This window comes from Brevibacterium sp. MGP-B1 (genome assembly GCF_057766545.1).
This window is the reverse complement of sequence record NZ_CM173407.1, coordinates 1-17,896: the sequence shown is the minus strand read 5'-3', so window position 1 is coordinate 17,896 and position 17,896 is coordinate 1. Positions and strand designations below refer to the sequence as shown.

The following is a 17,896-nucleotide window of genomic DNA, read 5'->3' as shown; positions in this document are numbered from 1 at the left end:
GATCGTTCCGTGAGTCGGGCACCTGTCCGTTCTTCTGCCGCAGTCCGCTGCAGTGATCTCACGCAGGGGGTTCGGTGGGATCTACTTCGATCTTCGCCGAGTCCTCGAGATCAACGCATTTGGCCACAGCCTCGTACTCGCCGGTCGGCGGCATGCTCTCTCTGGCATATACCGCACTGATGCGGACTTGTCCTCACCCGTCACCTGGCTCTTCTCCCAGACCTTCTTCCTGCCGTCGTCGTCCTTCCGGTACACGGTGAAGTCAACTGTGTCCTCGGCCGAACAGTTGACCATCGTCAGGTTGAGTCCCTCTTGGTAGAGGCCCTCGTCGAGCATCGTCGATTCCGGATCCATCACGAGGGTGCCGTCATCGTAGTCGCCCCGATCCCCTTCGATGATACGAACTCGCTCGTGAAACACTCGCTCCGGTTCATCCCCGCGTTCGAGCTTCACCGTGAATTCGACGTTCGAACCGACTTCAGGTGCCTTGTCCATCGCGACAGCCCCGTCGAACGCTCCGTCCTTTTCGACCGTATGCAGAATATTGTCCAAGCTTGTCGATACCCGGTCGCCCTTCTTGAGCCCGTCGATCGTATACTCGATGCCTTTGCCTTCAGTCACCTCAGCCGGCGTCATCGTCCGATACTTCAATGCCAGGTCGGCTATTCTGACCGTCGAATCGTCACTCGAGTCGACCTCGCCAGAGGAGACTGCGTGGTTCGAGTCCGACCGGTCTGCCGCAGCAGATTCTGCAGCGGCTGCCGACCGGGCTGAGGCCGCGGCCGGTCCGGCTGCGAAAGCCGAGAGGCCGAGGGCGACGGTCGCGGCGAGTGCGAGCTTCTTCATTGTGATCATCCTTCTTTCAACCTTGCCGGTGACGCTCTGAAAGCGTCGCCGGATTGAACGGCCGTATTCGGTTGTGATGCGACCGTAGTCACGACGAAAGGGATCTGTGGAGTTCTGATCATTGTGGTCATGACAACTTCGAAACAGCAATCCGACCTGTTCCGTGACGTCAGCGTGACCTGCCGAACCAAGCGTGGAGTCACCGATGAGGATCAAGCTTCGACTCACACAACCTAATCGGCCGGGACAATGCTGCCGCTCCAGGTCAGCAGTATTACCCGCTGCAGGACTGGGCCGCGACGGGAGGCCCCAGTGACGATGCGCGCAGAATTCCACGCTCAGGTCGCGATCAGACTGCGATCACGTCGATATCACTCCGTCAGATTCGTCAGGACGGATTGTTACTGCTGATTTCGACCTTCGGCAAGGTCGAGCTCACCACCCACCTGAAAGACTCCACGGACGCTCGGGCGCCAGTTCCCCTCCGCTCGCACACGCGTCGGGCCCCGAGCTCGGTTCAGAACCGAGCTCGGGGCCCGAGCAGCAATCAATGCGGACCGAGGCGGCCGATCGCCTCAGACCGACTCACATCAGCCGGTCACGGTGAAGGTCTCCTCGGATTTGTGGTCACCGCACTGAGCCTTGACCGTATAGTCTCCAGGCAGGTTTTCCTTCTTTTCGTAGGGCATGTAGGTCACAGCTGCGAAACTACCGTCTTCGCCCACCGCCTGGTGATAACGGGCAACGCGCTTGGAATCATCGTCTTGCTGACGAAACACCTCGAACGCGGCCGAATCGCCTGCCGAGCATTCAATGATCGACATGTTCATTCCCATGTCGGCCATGTCGTCGGCCGTCAGTGATTCCTCGCCGAGCAGCAGAGTCCCGGGTTCCTGCGCGCCACGGTCGCCATCGACGATCTCGACACTGGCAGGCAACTCGGCGACCGTCTTTCCCGAACGCTTCACAGTCACCGTGAAGTCGACGTTCGAGTCGAGCCCCGGCTTCGACTCGAGGGCGACGGAACCATGGAAGGAGCCGTACTCATCAACCTTCACTTCATCATCATTGAGATCGGTCGTGACGACGTCACCTTCTTCGAGCTGGTCGATGGTGTACTCGATGCCCGACCCATGGGTGACCTCGATGGGAGTCATATAAGTGTATTTGAGCGCCAACGATCCTTTGCCGAGACCCTCATCCTGAGGGTCGACGGATGCAGACGTCTGCGCGGTGCCTGATGGTTCTGACGATGCCGTCGAGCCGTCGAGTCCAGCGGCCGCTGCGGGCCCTGCTGCGAGCATGGAAAAGCTGAAACCGACGGTTGCGGCGAGTGCGAGCTTCTTCATTGTGATCTTCCTTCTTTCGTCTTTGCCAGTGATGCGCTGAAAGCGTTGTCGGGTTGATCTGCCGTATTCGGTTGTGATGCGACCGTAGGCAGGACGAAAGGGATCTGTGGAGTTCTGATCATTGTGGTCATGACAACTTCGAAACAGCGTTCCGACTGGTTTCGAGACGTCAACGTGACCTGCCGAATCGAACACTGAGCCGACTTTCAGATTCGAGTTCCGCTCGCAGCGGCCTCTCGCCGAGGCGGCGCTGTCGTTCCTGGTCATCCCCTCTGACCCAGCGTGGCCGGGTCGGACCGGGTCCTGTCAGAAACGGCGAGGTGATACGCGCACACAGGTCCTGGTCAGCTTGCCGATCACATCGTCATCACTCCGCAGAATTCGGCGGGCTGTATTGTTATCGCCATTTTCAGTGGAATCATGTTGCGGTCCCCTCTTCGCGACACCGGAAGAGGGGACCGCAACCGTCAGCAGCACCCTGGCCGAACTCAGTCCTCGGCCCAGTCGAGTCCGACGGCGGTCTCGAGAGTGCTGTTCGTGGCGTGCAGTGGGACAGCCCAGGTCTTGTCCCCGACGATGCCATCGGAGTCGACGCCGCCCCACTTCTGAAAGCCCTCCACAGACTCCTTCGTGTCGGCCCCGAAGTCTCCGTCGGCCTCGCCCGGCGACGGCCAATCACCGCTGTCTGCACCATAGATGAGTACCTTCTGCAGGTTGCGGACGACATCACCTTTCGACCCGGTCTTCAGCAGCGGCATCGGACCACCATTCGGAAGTGCTCCCCAGGTGTCTCTTCCGACGATGCCATCGACCGTCAGTCCGGCACTCTCCTGAAATCGTTTGACCCCCGCTTCGGTGTCGGGTCCGAAATCACCGTCGACTGCGACGCTGAGATCGGGAGTTCTCCGCAGAGCTCGCTGGGCACGCAGGACCGCGGTGCCCTTGTCACCGCGTTTGATTTCGGGCTGACCTGGATTGGACATGATTGTGTTCCTCTTTCATCGGTTTCATGGAAGCTTCCTTGCCTCCACGACGACCAAGGTAGGCCCGTTGTTCCTGCACCGGCAAGCCTCCGACGAGACTCAACGGGCGTGCACGCGAACTGGTCGGCACTGCCTGTGAGGACAGCACAGATCGGCCCCGGTTCTTCGACTCGAAGTCGAGGGACCGGGGCCGGTCATTTCCGCCAGGACCGCCTCTCGCCGTCGGGCCGGGTGGAGTCACCAACCCGACGGGTCACCGGTCACTGTCAGCTCTTGTTCTTCCGGCGGGCCAAACCGATGGCCGCTCCACCGCCGAGAATGAGCAGGGCGCCTGCAGCCAGACCGGTGAGTTCGGCACCGGTGCGAGGCATCGACGAGCCGCCTGCGGATCCGCCGGCTTCACCGGAGTCTCCTCCGTTGCCGCCACCGGGCTCACCGCCTGTCACGACGAACTTCCCTGACCTGCCGACGTCCATGCAATTGGCGAAGACCTTGTAGGACCCGACGTAGTATGCGGGATCATCCCCGAGTCCGTAGACGTGGATTCCGGCTGCGCCTTCTTCATTGGCCGTCGCGGTCTGTTCGTAGAGTTTCTCGCTTTCGTCCCCGGAGTAGACCTCGAAGTGGACGTCAGCATCCGGGACGCATTTGTTGACCATCAGCTGCACACCTTGGTCCCGGTCGATGAAGTCCTCCCCCGAAATCTCTTCGGGGTTGATCGAGAGCTCGGGGTCGACGACGCTGCCGTCATCGGTGACCGTGAACGTGGTCTCTGCGCTCTTGTCACCGCAGGAGGCCACTACCTTGAAGTCACCGATCCAGCCCTTGCCGCCGTCACCGTCGGGGAGGAACTGGACGGATCCCGCTGCGTCCTCACCGGCTTCCTGGGTCTCGTCCCAGATCACGGTGTCGGGGTCTTTCGCGGAGCTCACCTGGAACTTCACCTCGGAGTCCACATGGCAGTTGACGAGTGTGATGTTGACACCGTTCTCGAGGAAGTCGGCGAGCTTCTGGCTCTGCGGGGTGACGCTGAGATCTGCATCAGTACCGTCGTCGTTCTCAGTGACGGAATACGTCGTCTCTGCGCTCGTGTCACCGCATTCTGCGCTGACGACGAAGTCACCGATCCAGCCGTCGCCACCAGTGCCGGGCATGAAGGACGCAGAGACCGAACCGTCATCGCCGGCGGTCTTCGTCTCTTCCCAGATGTTCGTATCTTCGCCCTTGCGGACGATGGTGACGGTCACTTCTTCGCCCGCCTCGCAATTGCTCACGGTGATGTCGACACCGTTGTCGAGATACGAGTCGATCCCCTGGCTCTGCGGGTCGACGCTGACTGCGGCGTCCGAGTCATCTTGGCTGTCGGTGATCTCCACACTGCCGCTGAATGTCTTCGACTCCTCGCCGTCGCGGGCGACGGTCACGGTGACATCGACGACGTCGCCGACCTTGAGCTCGGTGTTGCCGCGGAGCTCTCCGTTGAACGTTCCGTCACTGTCGACGGTGATGGAACCGTTCTCGCCGGGACCGGCGGTGATGGAGTCTCCGGCCTTCAGCCCGGTGATGGTGTACGGGATGGCCTCGGCTGCCTCGTCGACGGGCATCGACGGCTGGTCGAGGGAGAACGAGGCATCGATCGGGGTCGAGTCCTCGGTCGGTTCGTCCGACCCTTCGCCAGGGTCGGCTGCCTCTTCACCGTCTCCGGGATCGGCTGCATTCTCATCGCCTCCCGGATCACTCGATTCCTCCCCGTCACCGGGTTCGGTGGGTGTGCCGTTGTCCGCGGCGTCGTCACCAGGATCTGTGGGCGGGTCCTCTGTTCCCGGGGATTCTGCGTCGCTGTTTCCTGCTTCTCCTGCGGCTTGGATGTCGGCCGCCTGCGCGGTTGTACTGTCATCTGCTTGTGCGGCTGCCTGGCCCCATCCTCCGATGGAGAGTGCCAGAGCGAACGTTGCCGCCATTGCCAACCGTTTCATGATGGTCCTTCCAGAGTTCTGGTCGGTTGCCGTCTTCAGTTATGGCTTGGACCATACGCAGGCAATGAAGAGCGCACGACTTTAGGTCATTTAGGTCATGACAGAAGTGATAGAGGTGTTTGGCCGAATGTTTATCACTTCGCAATACTGTTCGCGCGCCCCATTCATAGTGCCCCACGTGTTCGCGCCTCAGGCTGTGCTCTCACCTGCACAGCAATTTCTAATTGGGGCAAGTGAGCCGCACGGCAGAGCGGCCAGAGTTGTGTCACATTTGGATCGACTTCGGCATCCACGCCCTGAAAAACGTTATGTCGGATTTTCGTTCACCATCTGATTTCTGCGGTGAATGCGGTGCAGGGTCCCCGAGCTCGAGCTCGGGGACCCTGCCGCTGTTCGGAACGATCATGCCTGCTGAGTGGGACCGTCCTCTGCCGGCGCCTCGGGGCTTTCAACTTCGGCGTCCGGTTCGTTCGCGCTGTCGGAGGCCGCAGCCTCGTCGACCGGCGCACCGGCTTCGGCATCGGTCTCGGCGAGCACCTCGGCAGTGAACTGCTCCTCGGCGTCCTCTCCGCGGAACTGCGACATGTACAGGCGGAAATAAGCGCCTTCTGCCGCGAGCAGCTGCTCGTGGTTGCCGTGTTCGACGATCGCTCCGTCCTCCATCACGAGAATGGTGTGCGCGTCACGGATCGTCGACAGCCGGTGGGCGATGACGAACGACGTCCGATCGGTCCGCAGCGCCGCCATCGCCTGCTGGACGAGCACCTCGGTGCGGGTGTCGACCGACGAGGTCGCTTCGTCGAGGATGAGCAGTGATGGGTCGGCGAGGAACGCTCGGGCGATGGTGATGAGCTGCCGTTCGCCGGCCGAGACGCTGCCGCCGTCGGAATCGATGACGGTGTCATAGCCGTCGGGCAGCTGGCGTACGAACCTGTCGACCATCGTCGCCTTGGCGGCTGCGACGACTTCCTCATCGGTGGCGCCCAGCCGACCGTAGCGGATGTTGTCGGCGATCGTGCCTTCGAACAGCCACGCATCCTGGAGTACCATGCCCACATGTGAGCGGAGGTCGGCCCGGCTGAGGTCGCGGGTGTCGATGCCGTCGAGGTAGATCGTTCCGCCCGTGATCTCGTAGAAGCGCATCACGAGGTTGACCAAGGTGGTCTTGCCGGCGCCGGTCGGGCCGACGATTGCCACCGTATGTCCCGGTTCGGCGGTGAAGGACACCTTCTCGATGAGAGGCGTCTCCGGAGCGTAGCGGAAGCTCGCTTCGGAGAATTCGACCTTGCCCGGAGTGCGCGGGGGCAGCTCCCTCTGCACCTCGTCGGGGTCCTCCTCCTCGGCGTCGAGCAGTTCGAAGGTCCGCTCCGCCGAGGCGACACCGGACTGGAGCATATTCGCCACACCGGCCATTTCGGAGATCGGCTGCGAGAACTCGCGCGAGTATTGGATGAACGCTGTCGCATCACCGAGCGTCATCTGTCCCGTCGCCACTTTGAGGCCGCCGGCGACGGCGATGAGGACATAGCTGAGGTAGGACACGAACTGCATTGAGGGCATGATCATGCCGGAGACGAACTGTGCTCCTGCCGAAGCCTTGTACAGCGATTCGTTGCGACGGTCGAACTCCTCGAGCATGACCTCGTCACGGCCGAAGGCCCTGACGATGTCGAGGCCGGAGAATGACTCTTCGACGTGTCCGTTGACCTCACCGGTGTGCTTCCACTGTGCCTTGAACAGCTTCTGCGACCGGGTACCGATGACGCCGGCGATGATCGCCGACAGCGGCAGAGCGATGAGCGCCAACAGTGCGAGCTGCCAGGACACGATGAACATCATCACGCCGATGCCGATGATCGTCAGCGCTGACTGCACGAGTTGAGAGAATGCCTGTTGCAGGGCCTGCTGGATGTTGTCGACGTCGTTGGTCACTCGCGACATCACGTCGCCGCGCTGACGGGTGTCGAAGTAACGCAGCGGCAGCCGGTTGATCTTGCGTTCGATGTCCTCACGCAGTCGGTAGACCACGCGCATGACCAGGGCGTTGAGGATATACCCCTGCGCCCACATGAGCATCGAGGCCACGAGGTACATGAGCAGGACGGCGATGATGATCTGACCGAGAGCCGTGAAGTCGATTCCCTGCCCGGGCACCACCTCGGCGGTGGCGAGCATATCGGCGAAGTCGTCCCGGCCCTCGGCGCGGGCCCCGGCGATGATGTCGTCGATGTTCGCGCCCGCGGGCAGCTGAGCGCCGATGACTCCGGAGTAGACGACGTCCATCGCCTTGCCGAGGACCTTGGGCGCGATGACGGTGAGCACGACGGAGCCGACGACGAGGGCGACGACGTAGAACATGCCCTTCTTCTCCGTGGCCATGAGTCCGAACAGACGTTTGACCGATGGCCAGAAGTGCTTGGCCTTGCGCGGAGGTGTGCCTCCGCTCATCTCCAGCTCTTCGCCGCTGGGGATGTATTCGTCTTCCGCGGCCACCACAGTTTCGGTTGAGGTGTTGTCGGCCATGTCAGTTCACCTCTTCCGTGGTCAGCTGGGATTCGATGATCTCGCGGTAGGTCGGGTTCGCCTCGGCGAGTTCCTCATGGGTGCCGCGGCCGACGATCTTCCCGGATTCGAGGACGATGATCTGATCGGCATCCCGGATCGTCGAAACGCGCTGGGCGACGACGATGACGGTGGCGTCCCCCGTCGATTCGTCGAGGGCGGCCCGCAGGCGGGCGTCGGTGGCGACGTCGAGGGCGGAGAACGAATCGTCGAAGACGTAGATCTGCGGCTTCACCGTCAGGGCTCTGGCGATGCACAGACGCTGCCGCTGCCCACCGGAATAGTTCGTACCGCCCTGGGCGACGCGCTCCTCGAGCTGGTTGTCCTTCTCGGCCACGAAGTCGTCGGCCTGAGCGATGCGCAGGGCCTCCCACAGCTCTTCATCGGTGGCGTCCTCATTGCCGAAGCGCAGGTTCGAGGCGATCGTGCCGGAGAACAGGTACGGCTTCTGCGGCACCAGACCGATGAGTTGGGCCAGCTGGTGGCGGTTGAACTCGGTGACGGGGGTGCCGTCGATGAGGATCTCGCCGACCTGCGAGTCGATGAGTCTGGGGATGAGGTTGACGATCGTCGACTTGCCGGAGCCGGTCGATCCGATGATCGCGGTCGTCGTTCCGGGCTGGGCGGTGAAGTTCAGTCCTTCGAGCACAGGCACCTCGGCGCCGGGATATCCGAAGGTGACATTGCGGAATTCGAGCTCACCGCGACCAGGCAGCTCCGTGACACCGCTCGGGATGGTCATCGTGCTGCGGGTGTCGAGGATCTCCGCGATGCGTTCGGCGCAGACGACGGCGCGCGGAATCATCATCATCATGAATACGCCCATCATCACTGCTACGAGGATCTGCAGCAGGTACTGCAGGAACGCGGTCAGCGATCCCACTTCCATCTGTCCGGCGTCGACGCGGTGGCCACCGAACCACAGGACGGCGGCGGTCGCGAGATGGAGGATCATCATGATGGCGGGGAACATGAGCACGAACAGGTTGCCGACCTTGACCGAGGTTTCGGTCAGGGCACGGTTGGCATCGGCGTAGCGGTCGGTTTCGAAGGGCTCGCGGACGAAAGCGCGGATGACGCGGATGCCGGTGATCTGTTCGCGCAGAACTCCGTTGATGTCGTCGACCTGGTCCTGCATGCGGCGGAACAGCGGCATGAGGAGGTAGACGAGAATGGCGACGACGATGAACAGGACGGGCACGGACACCCACACCAGCCAGGACAGCCCGGCGTCTTCCCGCAGGGCCATGATGATGCCGCCGATGCACATGATCGGTGTCGAGACCATGAAGTTCAGGGTCATGAGCACGAGCATCTGAACCTGTTGGACGTCGTTGGTGTTGCGGGTGATGAGGGTGGCGGATCCGAATTTTCCGACTTCGAGCATCGACAGGTCGTCGACCTGCCGGTAGATGGCTCTGCGGAGGTCGCGGCCGACGCCCATTCCCGTCCGGGCGCCGAAGTAGATCGCGGTGATCGCAGTGACGACCTGCACGAGGCAGACGAGCAGCATCGTCATGCCCGTCGACCAGATGAAGTCGGTATCGCCCTTGGCGACTCCTTCGTCGATGATCCGGGCATTGAGGCTGGGCAGGTACAGTGCTGCGATGGTCGAGGCCAGCTGCAGGATGACGACCAGAATGATGAACGGCCAGTAGTCTTTGGCGTATTTCAGGGACAGGCGGAGTAATGCCACGTTGAACGTCCTGAGTGAAGAGCGGCTGATGATGGAGTCGTGAGAGTTGCGAAGCGCAACAGACTACCTTACATTGATTCTCCTCTCTGAGATAGACGATCCGGCGGCAGATCGGGGCGTTCTGCCTCGATCTCTACTTCACCATGAGGCACTGACACGGCCTTCGCACCGCGTGCCTCCTCGATTCTCGGGCACTCCCGCATACGCTTGAAAGCATGAGCTCAACTCTGCAGGACCTGGTCAATCGTGCCGTCTTCTATTCGACGGAGGTGCAGACGCATTTCGGTGCGCTCATCGCCGACGCCGAGTGGGAAGTCGACTTCAGCTCCGACCCGCACCTGACGTTCACGTCGGCCGAGGGCGCCGTCCTGCGCACCCGGCCGCACCTGCTTGGTTCGGAGTCAGGCAGGGAGAAGACGTGGCTGTGGGGTTGGGAGAATGTCAATGACTTCCCCGATGCCGTCGTCGGGCTCTCCCACGAGGTGCGCAAGTTCGGGGCCGCTGAGGACGTCAGCGAGCTCACGACACCGGAGCTCTCCCTCGATGAGGAGCTCGCACTGCGGCTGACCCTGGCGTCGAAGGAGGCCACCGACAAGTGGGCCCACTATCCTGCCGGCGCCGGCGCCGGGACCACTGTCTGGCTCCTCGTCGACGCCGCCGAGATCGCCCTGCCCGCACCGCAGGTCAAGGTCTCTGTGCGGGCGCTCATGCAGGGACTGACGCAGACGACGGTGACCGACCACCGCGCGGCCATCGAAGCGTACATCGCCAAACGCGGCATTCCGACGGCAGAGCTCCCCGAGGGTGGCCTGCGGATGCTGTTCGCTGACGGCTCGGCCGACCTGTCCTTCGACGATCAGCGTCGCATCTCCAACTGCGACCTGAATGCGCCGCTGGAGGGCGAGGCCGCCGAGCAGTACGCCGCCGCGGAACCCACAGGCACCCCCGCCGAGGCGGCCGCCGCCTCTCGCGCGACCGAGTCGACTTCCGCTCCCACCGTGAAGGATGTTGCCGCACCACCTGCATCGACCCCCGCGACACCGACGCCTGCTGAGACAGAGGAAACGGCGGAACCTGCGCCCACGGAGTCCGTGCCAGACGAGAAGCCGGCTGCGGAGGCGACCCCGGCGGCCGAGGCTCAGGCCGACGAAGCTGCAGAGCCTGCGGCAGAGGCTTCGGATGCCGCACGCGGACAGCAGCAGCCGGAAGACGAGCGGCCTCTCGGTGACGGGTCTGTCGAACCCGCCGAGACGGAGGCACCGATCGAGGAAGAGCCGAGCAAGGAGGCCAAACCGAAGAAGAAGGGCCTGTTCTCCAAGCTGTTCGGACGCTGATGCGCCGCTGATCATTTGCATCCCTGAGGGATGCTTGGGGCCCCGCCGATCGGCGGGGCCCCAAATCATTCATCGGCTTTCAGCGGTTGACGGGCGTCTCGGGTCCCCAGCGGAAGCCTCGATCGAAGAGGAACCTTCGCTCCTCATCATTGCGCAACGTCAGTTCCGAGTCCGCTGCTTGAAGAGAGAACTCGCCCTCTCCGACCTTCGAGTACCGGAACTCAACCGTGGCGGAGGGATCGCGAATAAGCGTCTGAGCGCCTTTCCGGACGGGGTAGAGCTTCCCTGTGATCGACTGGCCATCGACGGTGTAGACACCGTCTTGGAAGTCTCCGTCGGAGTACCGCACGCTCATTCTCTTGCCCTTGCCCGAGCCTATCTGCCCGAAAGCGATCTGAGTGATGTCTGCGGTTGTATGGTCGGCGCCCTCGATCGGGGCCGGTTTGCCTGACGTGGTGACGGTATAGACACCTGAGATCTCCTCAGGAGCCCCAGGTCGGCCCCAATTGAGACTGATTCCGGTTGCCAGTCCACTGCCGACGATGATGACAACAGCGAGTATCGGGGAGACCCAGCGGGTGATGCGAACGAAGATCCGGTTCTGCCAGATGAGCCCGCTGACCGCTGGCCCGACGCTGCGCCCGAGTGCGAATCTCGCGACTCGGGGCACGTTGGGGATGAGAAGGATGAGACCGACCAGGGCCATCGCTCCTGAGAGCTGCTTCACCGGCACGTCGAACGTCAGATTGAGAAGGAAGACCACGCTCATGTCCAGAGCTGCGATGAGTGCGCCGAGCCAGGCAGAACGACGGAAGAGCAGCAGAATGACGGCGAGAAGCTCGGCCAGACCCGCCAGGAATTGAACAGTCGGCGAGAACGCCATGAAACGCCACAGAAGACCCATGGGGCTCATCTCGCCGTACTGGACTAATGCGTCGGCGTAGTCGGCATAGCCCATCTGAACGTGGAAGATCTTCGTCCAGGCGTAGGGGAGGAGCGCGACCGCCAATCCGATGCGCAGCAGCCAATGCAGGGCCCAGAGGATACCGATCCAGCGCGACCGTGACCGAGCCTGTTGAGCGTCCGGCACTGCTGATTGTGCGTGAAGTGCAGTATCGTTCGTCGTCATAATGTTCACATTACTGACAAAACGACTTGCCCCGAAGTAGGGTTCTCCGGACTATTCCACAAGACATTCCCCACCTCCCCCATTTACTACCTGACGGGGGCGCAGCAACCCCGCGCCAGGTAGCCCAGCCCCCGTCAGGTAGCAACAAGCACCAGCTATCGCACACGTGCGTGAATACAGCAATGGCCCCACCCAAAACTGGATGAGGCCATCACCTTAAAAAATATTGCGGCAGTCACTTACTCTCCCACAACCACCAAGTTGCAGTACCATCAGCGCGAATGGGCTTAGCTACCGGGATCGGAACGGTTAACCGGGCGTTTCCCCACCACTATCACCACCGCAAAACCAACAAACCACACTCACCCAAACCCAAGTTTGGGTGGTAGTGGTCCAAGAACCGCACAGCGAACGCGAACACCAAAAACTATGTCATGCACACCCCACAAAAAGGGGCGCATTCTCTCATCACAACTAGAAAAGACTACTGACAGAAACATTCTTCGCACACACCAACCCCACTAAAGGGAAAAGTTGGTGAGTGATCGGTGTATTAGTACCAGTCAACTCCACACCTCACAGTGCTTCCATACCCGGCCTATCAACCCCATCATCTATAGGACACCTCCCCCAACAAAAGTTGGTTGGAAATCTCATCTCGGAGCCGGCTTCCCGCTTAGATGCTTTCAGCGGTTATCCATCCCGAACGTAGCCAACCAGCCATGCTCCTGGCGGAACAACTGGCACACCAGAGGTTCGTCCGTCCCGGTCCTCTCGTACTAAGGACAGACCTCCACAAATTTCCTACGCACGCAGCGGATAGGGACCGAACTGTCTCACGACGTTCTAAACCCAGCTCGCGTACCGCTTTAATGGGCGAACAGCCCAACCCTTGGGACCGACTCCAGCCCCAGGATGCGACGAGCCGACATCGAGGTGCCAAACCATGCCGTCGATATGGACTCTTGGGCAAGATCAGCCTGTTATCCCCGAGGTACCTTTTATCCGTTGAGCGACCACGCTTCCACAAGCCATGGCCGGGTCACTAGTCCCAGCTTTCGCTCCTGCTCGACACGTCCGTCTCACAGTCAAGCTCCCTTGTGCACTTACACTCGACACCTGATTGCCAACCAGGCTGAGGGAACCTTTGGGCGCCTCCGTTACTCTTTAGGAGGCAACCGCCCCAGTTAAACTACCCATCAGGCACTGTCCCTGAACCCGATCAGGGTCCGAAGTTAAGGAATCCACTATGGTCAGAGTGGTATTTCACCGATCGACTCCACCCCAACTAGCGTCAGGGCTTCAAAGTCTTCCACCTATCCTACACAAACCACACCGAATCCCAATACCAAACTATAGTGAAGGTCTCGGGGTCTTTCCGTCCTGCTGCGCGTAACGAGCATCTTTACTCGTAATGCAATTTCGCCGAGTTCGTGGTTGAGACAGCAGAGAAGTCGTTACGCCATTCGTGCAGGTCGGAACTTACCCGACAAGGAATTTCGCTACCTTAGGATGGTTATAGTTACCACCGCCGTTTACTGGGGCTTAAATTCTCCGCTTCACCCTTACGGGTTAACAGGTCCTCTTAACCTTCCAGCACCGGGCAGGCGTCAGTCCGTATACATCGACTTACATCTTCGCACGGACCTGTGTTTTTAATAAACAGTCGCTTCTCTCTGGCCTCTGCGACCACCACCAGCACATCCCCAAGCAAGTTGGGTTCACCGGGATGGTCCCCCTTCTCCCGAAGTTACGGGGGCATTTTGCCGAGTTCCTTAACCACGATTCTCTCGATCACCTTAGTATTCTCTACTCGACCACCTGTGTCGGTTATAGGGTACGGGCAACACACACCCTCACGTCGATGCTTTTCTCGGCAGCAGAGGATCACCAGATCACCCCACCAATGTGGGGCGCCCATCAGCTCTCACACACCTGTGGGGACGGATTTACCTACCCCCACGTGCTACAACCTTAGACCGTGACTACCATCGCACGGCCTGGCTACCTTTCTGCGTCACACCTCACGCTTACCGACTCCACACTCAGGTCCCCCCGCGCTCCACCCAACTCGACCGAAGTCGAAAAGGGCGAGTTTAGGGGTTAGTTTCGTGTGTTTTGGTACTGTCGGTTGTGTGTCGGTACCAGAATATCAACTGGTTGTCCATCGACTACGCCTGTCGGCCTCGCCTTAGGTCCCGACTTACCCAGGGCGGATTAGCCTAGCCCTGGAACCCTTGGTCATCCGGTGGACGGGTTTCTCACCCGTCTTTCGCTACTCATGCCTGCATTCTCACTCGAATCGCCTCCACCACTCGTTCACACGGCAGCTTCTCCGGCAACTCGACGCTCCCCTACCCAACACCACACCATTACGGTTATACGTGGTGCTGCCACAACTTCGGCGGTGTACTTAGCCCCGCTACATTATCGGCGCTCAATCACTTGACCAGTGAGCTATTACGCACTCTTTCAAGGATGGCTGCTTCTAAGCCAACCTCCTGGTTGTCTTCGCAACTGAACATCCTTTCCCACTGAGCACACGCTTAGGGGCCTTAGTTGATGGTCTGGGCTGTTTCCCTCTCGACAATGAAGCTTATCCCCCACTGTCTCACTGCCACGCTGAACCTTGACTGGCATTCGGAGTTTAGTTGACGTCAGTAACCCGGTAGGGCCCATCAGCCATCCAGTAGCTCTACCTCCAGCAAGAACCACGCAACGCTGCACCTAAATGCATTTCGGGGAGAACCAGCTATCACAGAGTTTGATTGGCCTTTCACCCCTAACCACAGGTCATCCCCTCCATTTTCAACTGAAGTGGGTGCGGGCCTCCACGCGCTCTTACACACGCTTCACCCTGCCCATGGCTAGATCACTCCGCTTCGGGTCTAGGACACGCGACTCAATCGCCCTATTCGGACTCGCTTTCGCTACGGCTACCCCACACGGGTTAACCTCGCCACGCACCGCTAACTCGCAGGCTCATTCTTCAAAAGGCACGCCATCACAGTCATCTAGATACTGCTCTGACGGATTGTAAGCACATGGTTTCAGGTACTCTTTCACTCCCCTCCCGGGGTACTTTTCACCATTCCCTCACGGTACTAATTCCGCTATCGGTCATCAGGAAGTATTTAGCCTTACCAGGTGGTCCTGGCAGATTCACACGAAATTCCACGAGTTCCGTGCTACTCGGGCGTCTACATACTGTGAACGGTTGATGTTTCGTCTACGGGACTCTCACCCACTCCGGTCCTGTTTCCCACCAGGTTCGACTACACCAACCACACTCACAGACCGGCCATGCTGGACCGGACCATGTACACCCCACAACACCGTGTACGCAACACCAGCACGCTTGACACGCACACGGTTTAGGCTCATCCAGTTTCGCTCGCCACTACTCCCGGAATCATTGTTATTTTCTCTTCCTGCGGGTACTGAGATGTTTCACTTCCCCGCGTTCCCTCCACATGCCCTATATATTCAGACACGGGTCACCACCCTCACGAGTGGCGGGGTTTCCCCATTCGGAGACCCTCGGATCAACGCCTGTTTATCGGCTCCCCGAGGCTTATCGCAGATTTCCACGTCCTTCATCGGCTCCTGATGCCAAGGCATCCACCATGCGCTCTTACACACTCACCCAACCCCCAAACAGGGCCGGCTAAATGTGCGCGAAAAATATTGTTTCATTCACCTTTACTAGATGATGACAAGAAAAATCACATTACATAAACACCACTTTCGTGGTGTTTGATGCTCGCGTCCACTATACGATTCTCAAACCACTACCAAACACCCACCACCACACACCCACACTGTGGCTGCCTGGTGGTCGGGTTGGTCCTGTTGGTTGAAACCACACCCAACCCATTGGTTGGGGTTTGTGATTCCAGGACCCAATAACGTGTTTGTCCTAGCCCATACAACAATCAACGTCGACACGGCAGTCACCGGACAACGCTGGAAGGTATGAGCGGAAGAAGTGATGTTCCACCCTTGAGCTCCCAACACCAAGCACGTACGGCCGGTCGTTGGGGTTCTGATGTGTGCTCCTTAGAAAGGAGGTGATCCAGCCGCACCTTCCGGTACGGCTACCTTGTTACGACTTAGTCCCAATCACCAGTCCCACCTTAGACGGCCCCCTCCCATAAGGGTTGGGACACCGGCTTCGGGTGTTACCGACTTTCGTGACTTGACGGGCGGTGTGTACAAGGCCCGGGAACGTATTCACCGCAGCGTTGCTGATCTGCGATTACTAGCGACTCCGACTTCACGTAGTCGAATTGCAGACTACGATCCGAACTGAGACTGGCTTTAAGGGATTCGCTTACCCTCACGGGTTCGCCTCTCTCTGTACCAGCCATTGTAGCATGCGTGAAGCCCAAGACATAAAGGGCATGATGATTTGACGTCATCCCCACCTTCCTCCGAGTTGACCCCGGCAGTCTCCTATGAGTTCCCACCATCACGTGCTGGCAACATAGAACGAGGGTTGCGCTCGTTGCGGGACTTAACCCAACATCTCACGACACGAGCTGACGACAACCATGCACCACCTGTACACCAGCTCCAAAGAGAAGAACTGTTTCCAGAACGGTCCAGTGTATGTCAAGCCTTGGTAAGGTTCTTCGCGTTGCATCGAATTAATCCGCATGCTCCGCCGCTTGTGCGGGCCCCCGTCAATTCCTTTGAGTTTTAGCCTTGCGACCGTACTCCCCAGGCGGGGCACTTAATGCGTTAGCTACGGCGCGGAGAACGTGGAATGTCCCCCACACCTAGTGCCCAACGTTTACGGCATGGACTACCAGGGTATCTAATCCTGTTCGCTCCCCATGCTTTCGCTCCTCAGTGTCAGTTACAGCCCAGAGTCCCGCCTTCGCCACCGGTGTTCCTCCTGATATCTGCGCATTTCACCGCTACACCAGGAATTCCAGACTCCCCTACTGCACTCTAGTCAGCCCGTACCCACTGCACGCGCAACGTTAAGCGTTGCGTTTCCACAGCAGACGTGACCAACCACCTACGAGCTCTTTACGCCCAATAATTCCGGACAACGCTCGTACCCTACGTATTACCGCGGCTGCTGGCACGTAGTTAGCCGGTACTTCTTCTGCAGGTACCGTCACTTTCGCTTCTTCCCTGCTGAAAGCGGTTTACAACCCGAAGGCCGTCATCCCGCACGCTGCGTCGCTGCATCAGGGTTTCCCCCATTGTGCAATATTCCCCACTGCTGCCTCCCGTAGGAGTCTGGGCCGTGTCTCAGTCCCAGTGTGGCCGGTCGCCCTCTCAGGCCGGCTACCCGTCGTCGCCTTGGTAGGCCATTACCCCACCAACAAGCTGATAGGCCGCGAGCCCATCCCCGATCGAAAAACTTTCCACCAACCCTCATGCGAGGATTGGTCGTATCCGGTATTAGACCCAGTTTCCCAGGCTTATCCCGAAATCAGGGGCAGGTTACTCACGTGTTACTCACCCGTTCGCCACTCATCCACCAACAGCAAGCTGTCGGCTTCAGCGTTCGACTTGCATGTGTTAAGCACGCAGCCAGCGTTCGTCCTGAGCCAGGATCAAACTCTCCATAAAAAACTTTATGTTACGAATGAATCCCAGCAAGACAGCCAACCCCTCACGGGGTGAGAAGGTTGACCACAAAATAACTGACCAAACACACAGCCACCCAATGTGATGCGGGAGGTTCGGCGAAGAACCACCCACCACGGGGTGAACCAATGTTTGGCCAGGTAATTGTCTCACCAGAAAATAAAAATGTTCTGGCATCACAACTTGTTCAAACAAACACGCTATTGGATTCTCAAACCACAAACACACACCCATCACCACCACCCGAAAAACGAGCGTGTTCACTGGGGGTATCAGTTTCATTCTGTGTCACCCACCCGGTGTACTGAACCCTCGGATCAAACCGTGTTTGTCCTGGTCAGACCCGGTGGAAACAATGTCTCAGTGACCGTGTTTCCGGCGGGGCAACGAGATATAACTCTAGACCACCCCAGA

General features: G+C 59.7%; 8 protein-coding genes and 3 rRNA genes. 1 reads left to right on the top strand and 10 read right to left on the bottom strand.

The window, feature by feature from the left end:
- Positions 1-81: 81 nt before the first annotated feature.
- The 6 genes from AC3CD9_RS00055 to AC3CD9_RS00030 form a co-directional block, all read right to left on the bottom strand.
- On the bottom strand, positions 82-1,062 hold the full coding sequence (locus AC3CD9_RS00055; RefSeq protein ID WP_488365726.1) for a hypothetical protein: 981 nt from the start codon (positions 1,060-1,062) through the stop codon (positions 82-84).
- A 374-nt stretch (positions 1,063-1,436) separates the two neighbouring features.
- A complete protein-coding gene (locus AC3CD9_RS00050) occupies positions 1,437-2,195 on the bottom strand; it encodes a hypothetical protein (protein WP_488365725.1) in 759 nt (252 codons plus the stop codon).
- 488 nt (positions 2,196-2,683) lie between these two features.
- Positions 2,684-3,178 (bottom strand): peptidoglycan-binding domain-containing protein, encoded by a 495-nt coding sequence (locus AC3CD9_RS00045; RefSeq protein WP_488365724.1) that lies wholly within the window; start codon positions 3,176-3,178, stop codon positions 2,684-2,686.
- A gap of 266 nt (positions 3,179-3,444) precedes the next feature.
- A complete protein-coding gene (locus tag AC3CD9_RS00040) occupies positions 3,445-5,154 on the bottom strand; it encodes an LPXTG cell wall anchor domain-containing protein (RefSeq protein ID WP_488365723.1) in 1,710 nt (569 codons plus the stop codon).
- A gap of 402 nt (positions 5,155-5,556) precedes the next feature.
- Positions 5,557-7,677, bottom strand: coding sequence for an ABC transporter ATP-binding protein (locus tag AC3CD9_RS00035; RefSeq protein WP_488365722.1), 2,121 nt, complete (start codon positions 7,675-7,677; stop codon positions 5,557-5,559).
- 1 nt (position 7,678) lies between these two features.
- Complete coding sequence (locus AC3CD9_RS00030) at positions 7,679-9,412, bottom strand: ABC transporter ATP-binding protein (RefSeq protein ID WP_488365720.1); 1,734 nt, start codon at positions 9,410-9,412, stop codon at positions 7,679-7,681.
- A 215-nt stretch (positions 9,413-9,627) separates the two neighbouring features.
- Here AC3CD9_RS00030 and AC3CD9_RS00025 point away from each other — a divergent pair, with 215 nt between their 5' ends.
- A complete protein-coding gene (locus AC3CD9_RS00025; protein WP_488365719.1) occupies positions 9,628-10,746 on the top strand; it encodes a DUF6882 domain-containing protein in 1,119 nt (372 codons plus the stop codon).
- A gap of 79 nt (positions 10,747-10,825) precedes the next feature.
- On the opposite strand, the gene AC3CD9_RS00020 is transcribed toward AC3CD9_RS00025, so the two are convergent.
- The 4 genes from AC3CD9_RS00020 to AC3CD9_RS00005 all read right to left on the bottom strand — a co-directional run bounded on the left by AC3CD9_RS00020 (position 10,826) and on the right by AC3CD9_RS00005 (position 17,464).
- The gene (locus tag AC3CD9_RS00020) at positions 10,826-11,875 is read right to left on the bottom strand and encodes a DoxX family protein (protein WP_488365718.1); all 1,050 of its coding nucleotides are present in this window, start codon (positions 11,873-11,875) and stop codon (positions 10,826-10,828) included.
- A 226-nt stretch (positions 11,876-12,101) separates the two neighbouring features.
- Positions 12,102-12,220: ribosomal RNA gene (gene rrf, locus AC3CD9_RS00015) — 5S ribosomal RNA — on the bottom strand.
- A gap of 188 nt (positions 12,221-12,408) precedes the next feature.
- A 23S ribosomal RNA gene (locus tag AC3CD9_RS00010) occupies positions 12,409-15,523 on the bottom strand.
- A gap of 415 nt (positions 15,524-15,938) precedes the next feature.
- Positions 15,939-17,464: ribosomal RNA gene (locus tag AC3CD9_RS00005) — 16S ribosomal RNA — on the bottom strand.
- Together the 16S, 23S and 5S rRNA genes form the textbook arrangement of a ribosomal RNA operon.
- Positions 17,465-17,896 lie beyond the last annotated feature (432 nt).

Coding starts and splice junctions, on each gene's coding strand:
- AC3CD9_RS00035 (WP_488365722.1), bottom strand. CDS start 7,677: ATGGCCGACAACACCTCAACCGAAACTGTGGTGGCCGCGGAAGACGAA.
- AC3CD9_RS00050 (WP_488365725.1), bottom strand. CDS start 2,195: ATGAAGAAGCTCGCACTCGCCGCAACCGTCGGTTTCAGCTTTTCCATG.
- AC3CD9_RS00025 (WP_488365719.1), top strand. CDS start 9,628: ATGAGCTCAACTCTGCAGGACCTGGTCAATCGTGCCGTCTTCTATTCG.
- AC3CD9_RS00020 (WP_488365718.1), bottom strand. CDS start 11,875: ATGACGACGAACGATACTGCACTTCACGCACAATCAGCAGTGCCGGAC.
- AC3CD9_RS00045 (WP_488365724.1), bottom strand. CDS start 3,178: ATGTCCAATCCAGGTCAGCCCGAAATCAAACGCGGTGACAAGGGCACC.
- AC3CD9_RS00040 (WP_488365723.1), bottom strand. CDS start 5,154: ATGAAACGGTTGGCAATGGCGGCAACGTTCGCTCTGGCACTCTCCATC.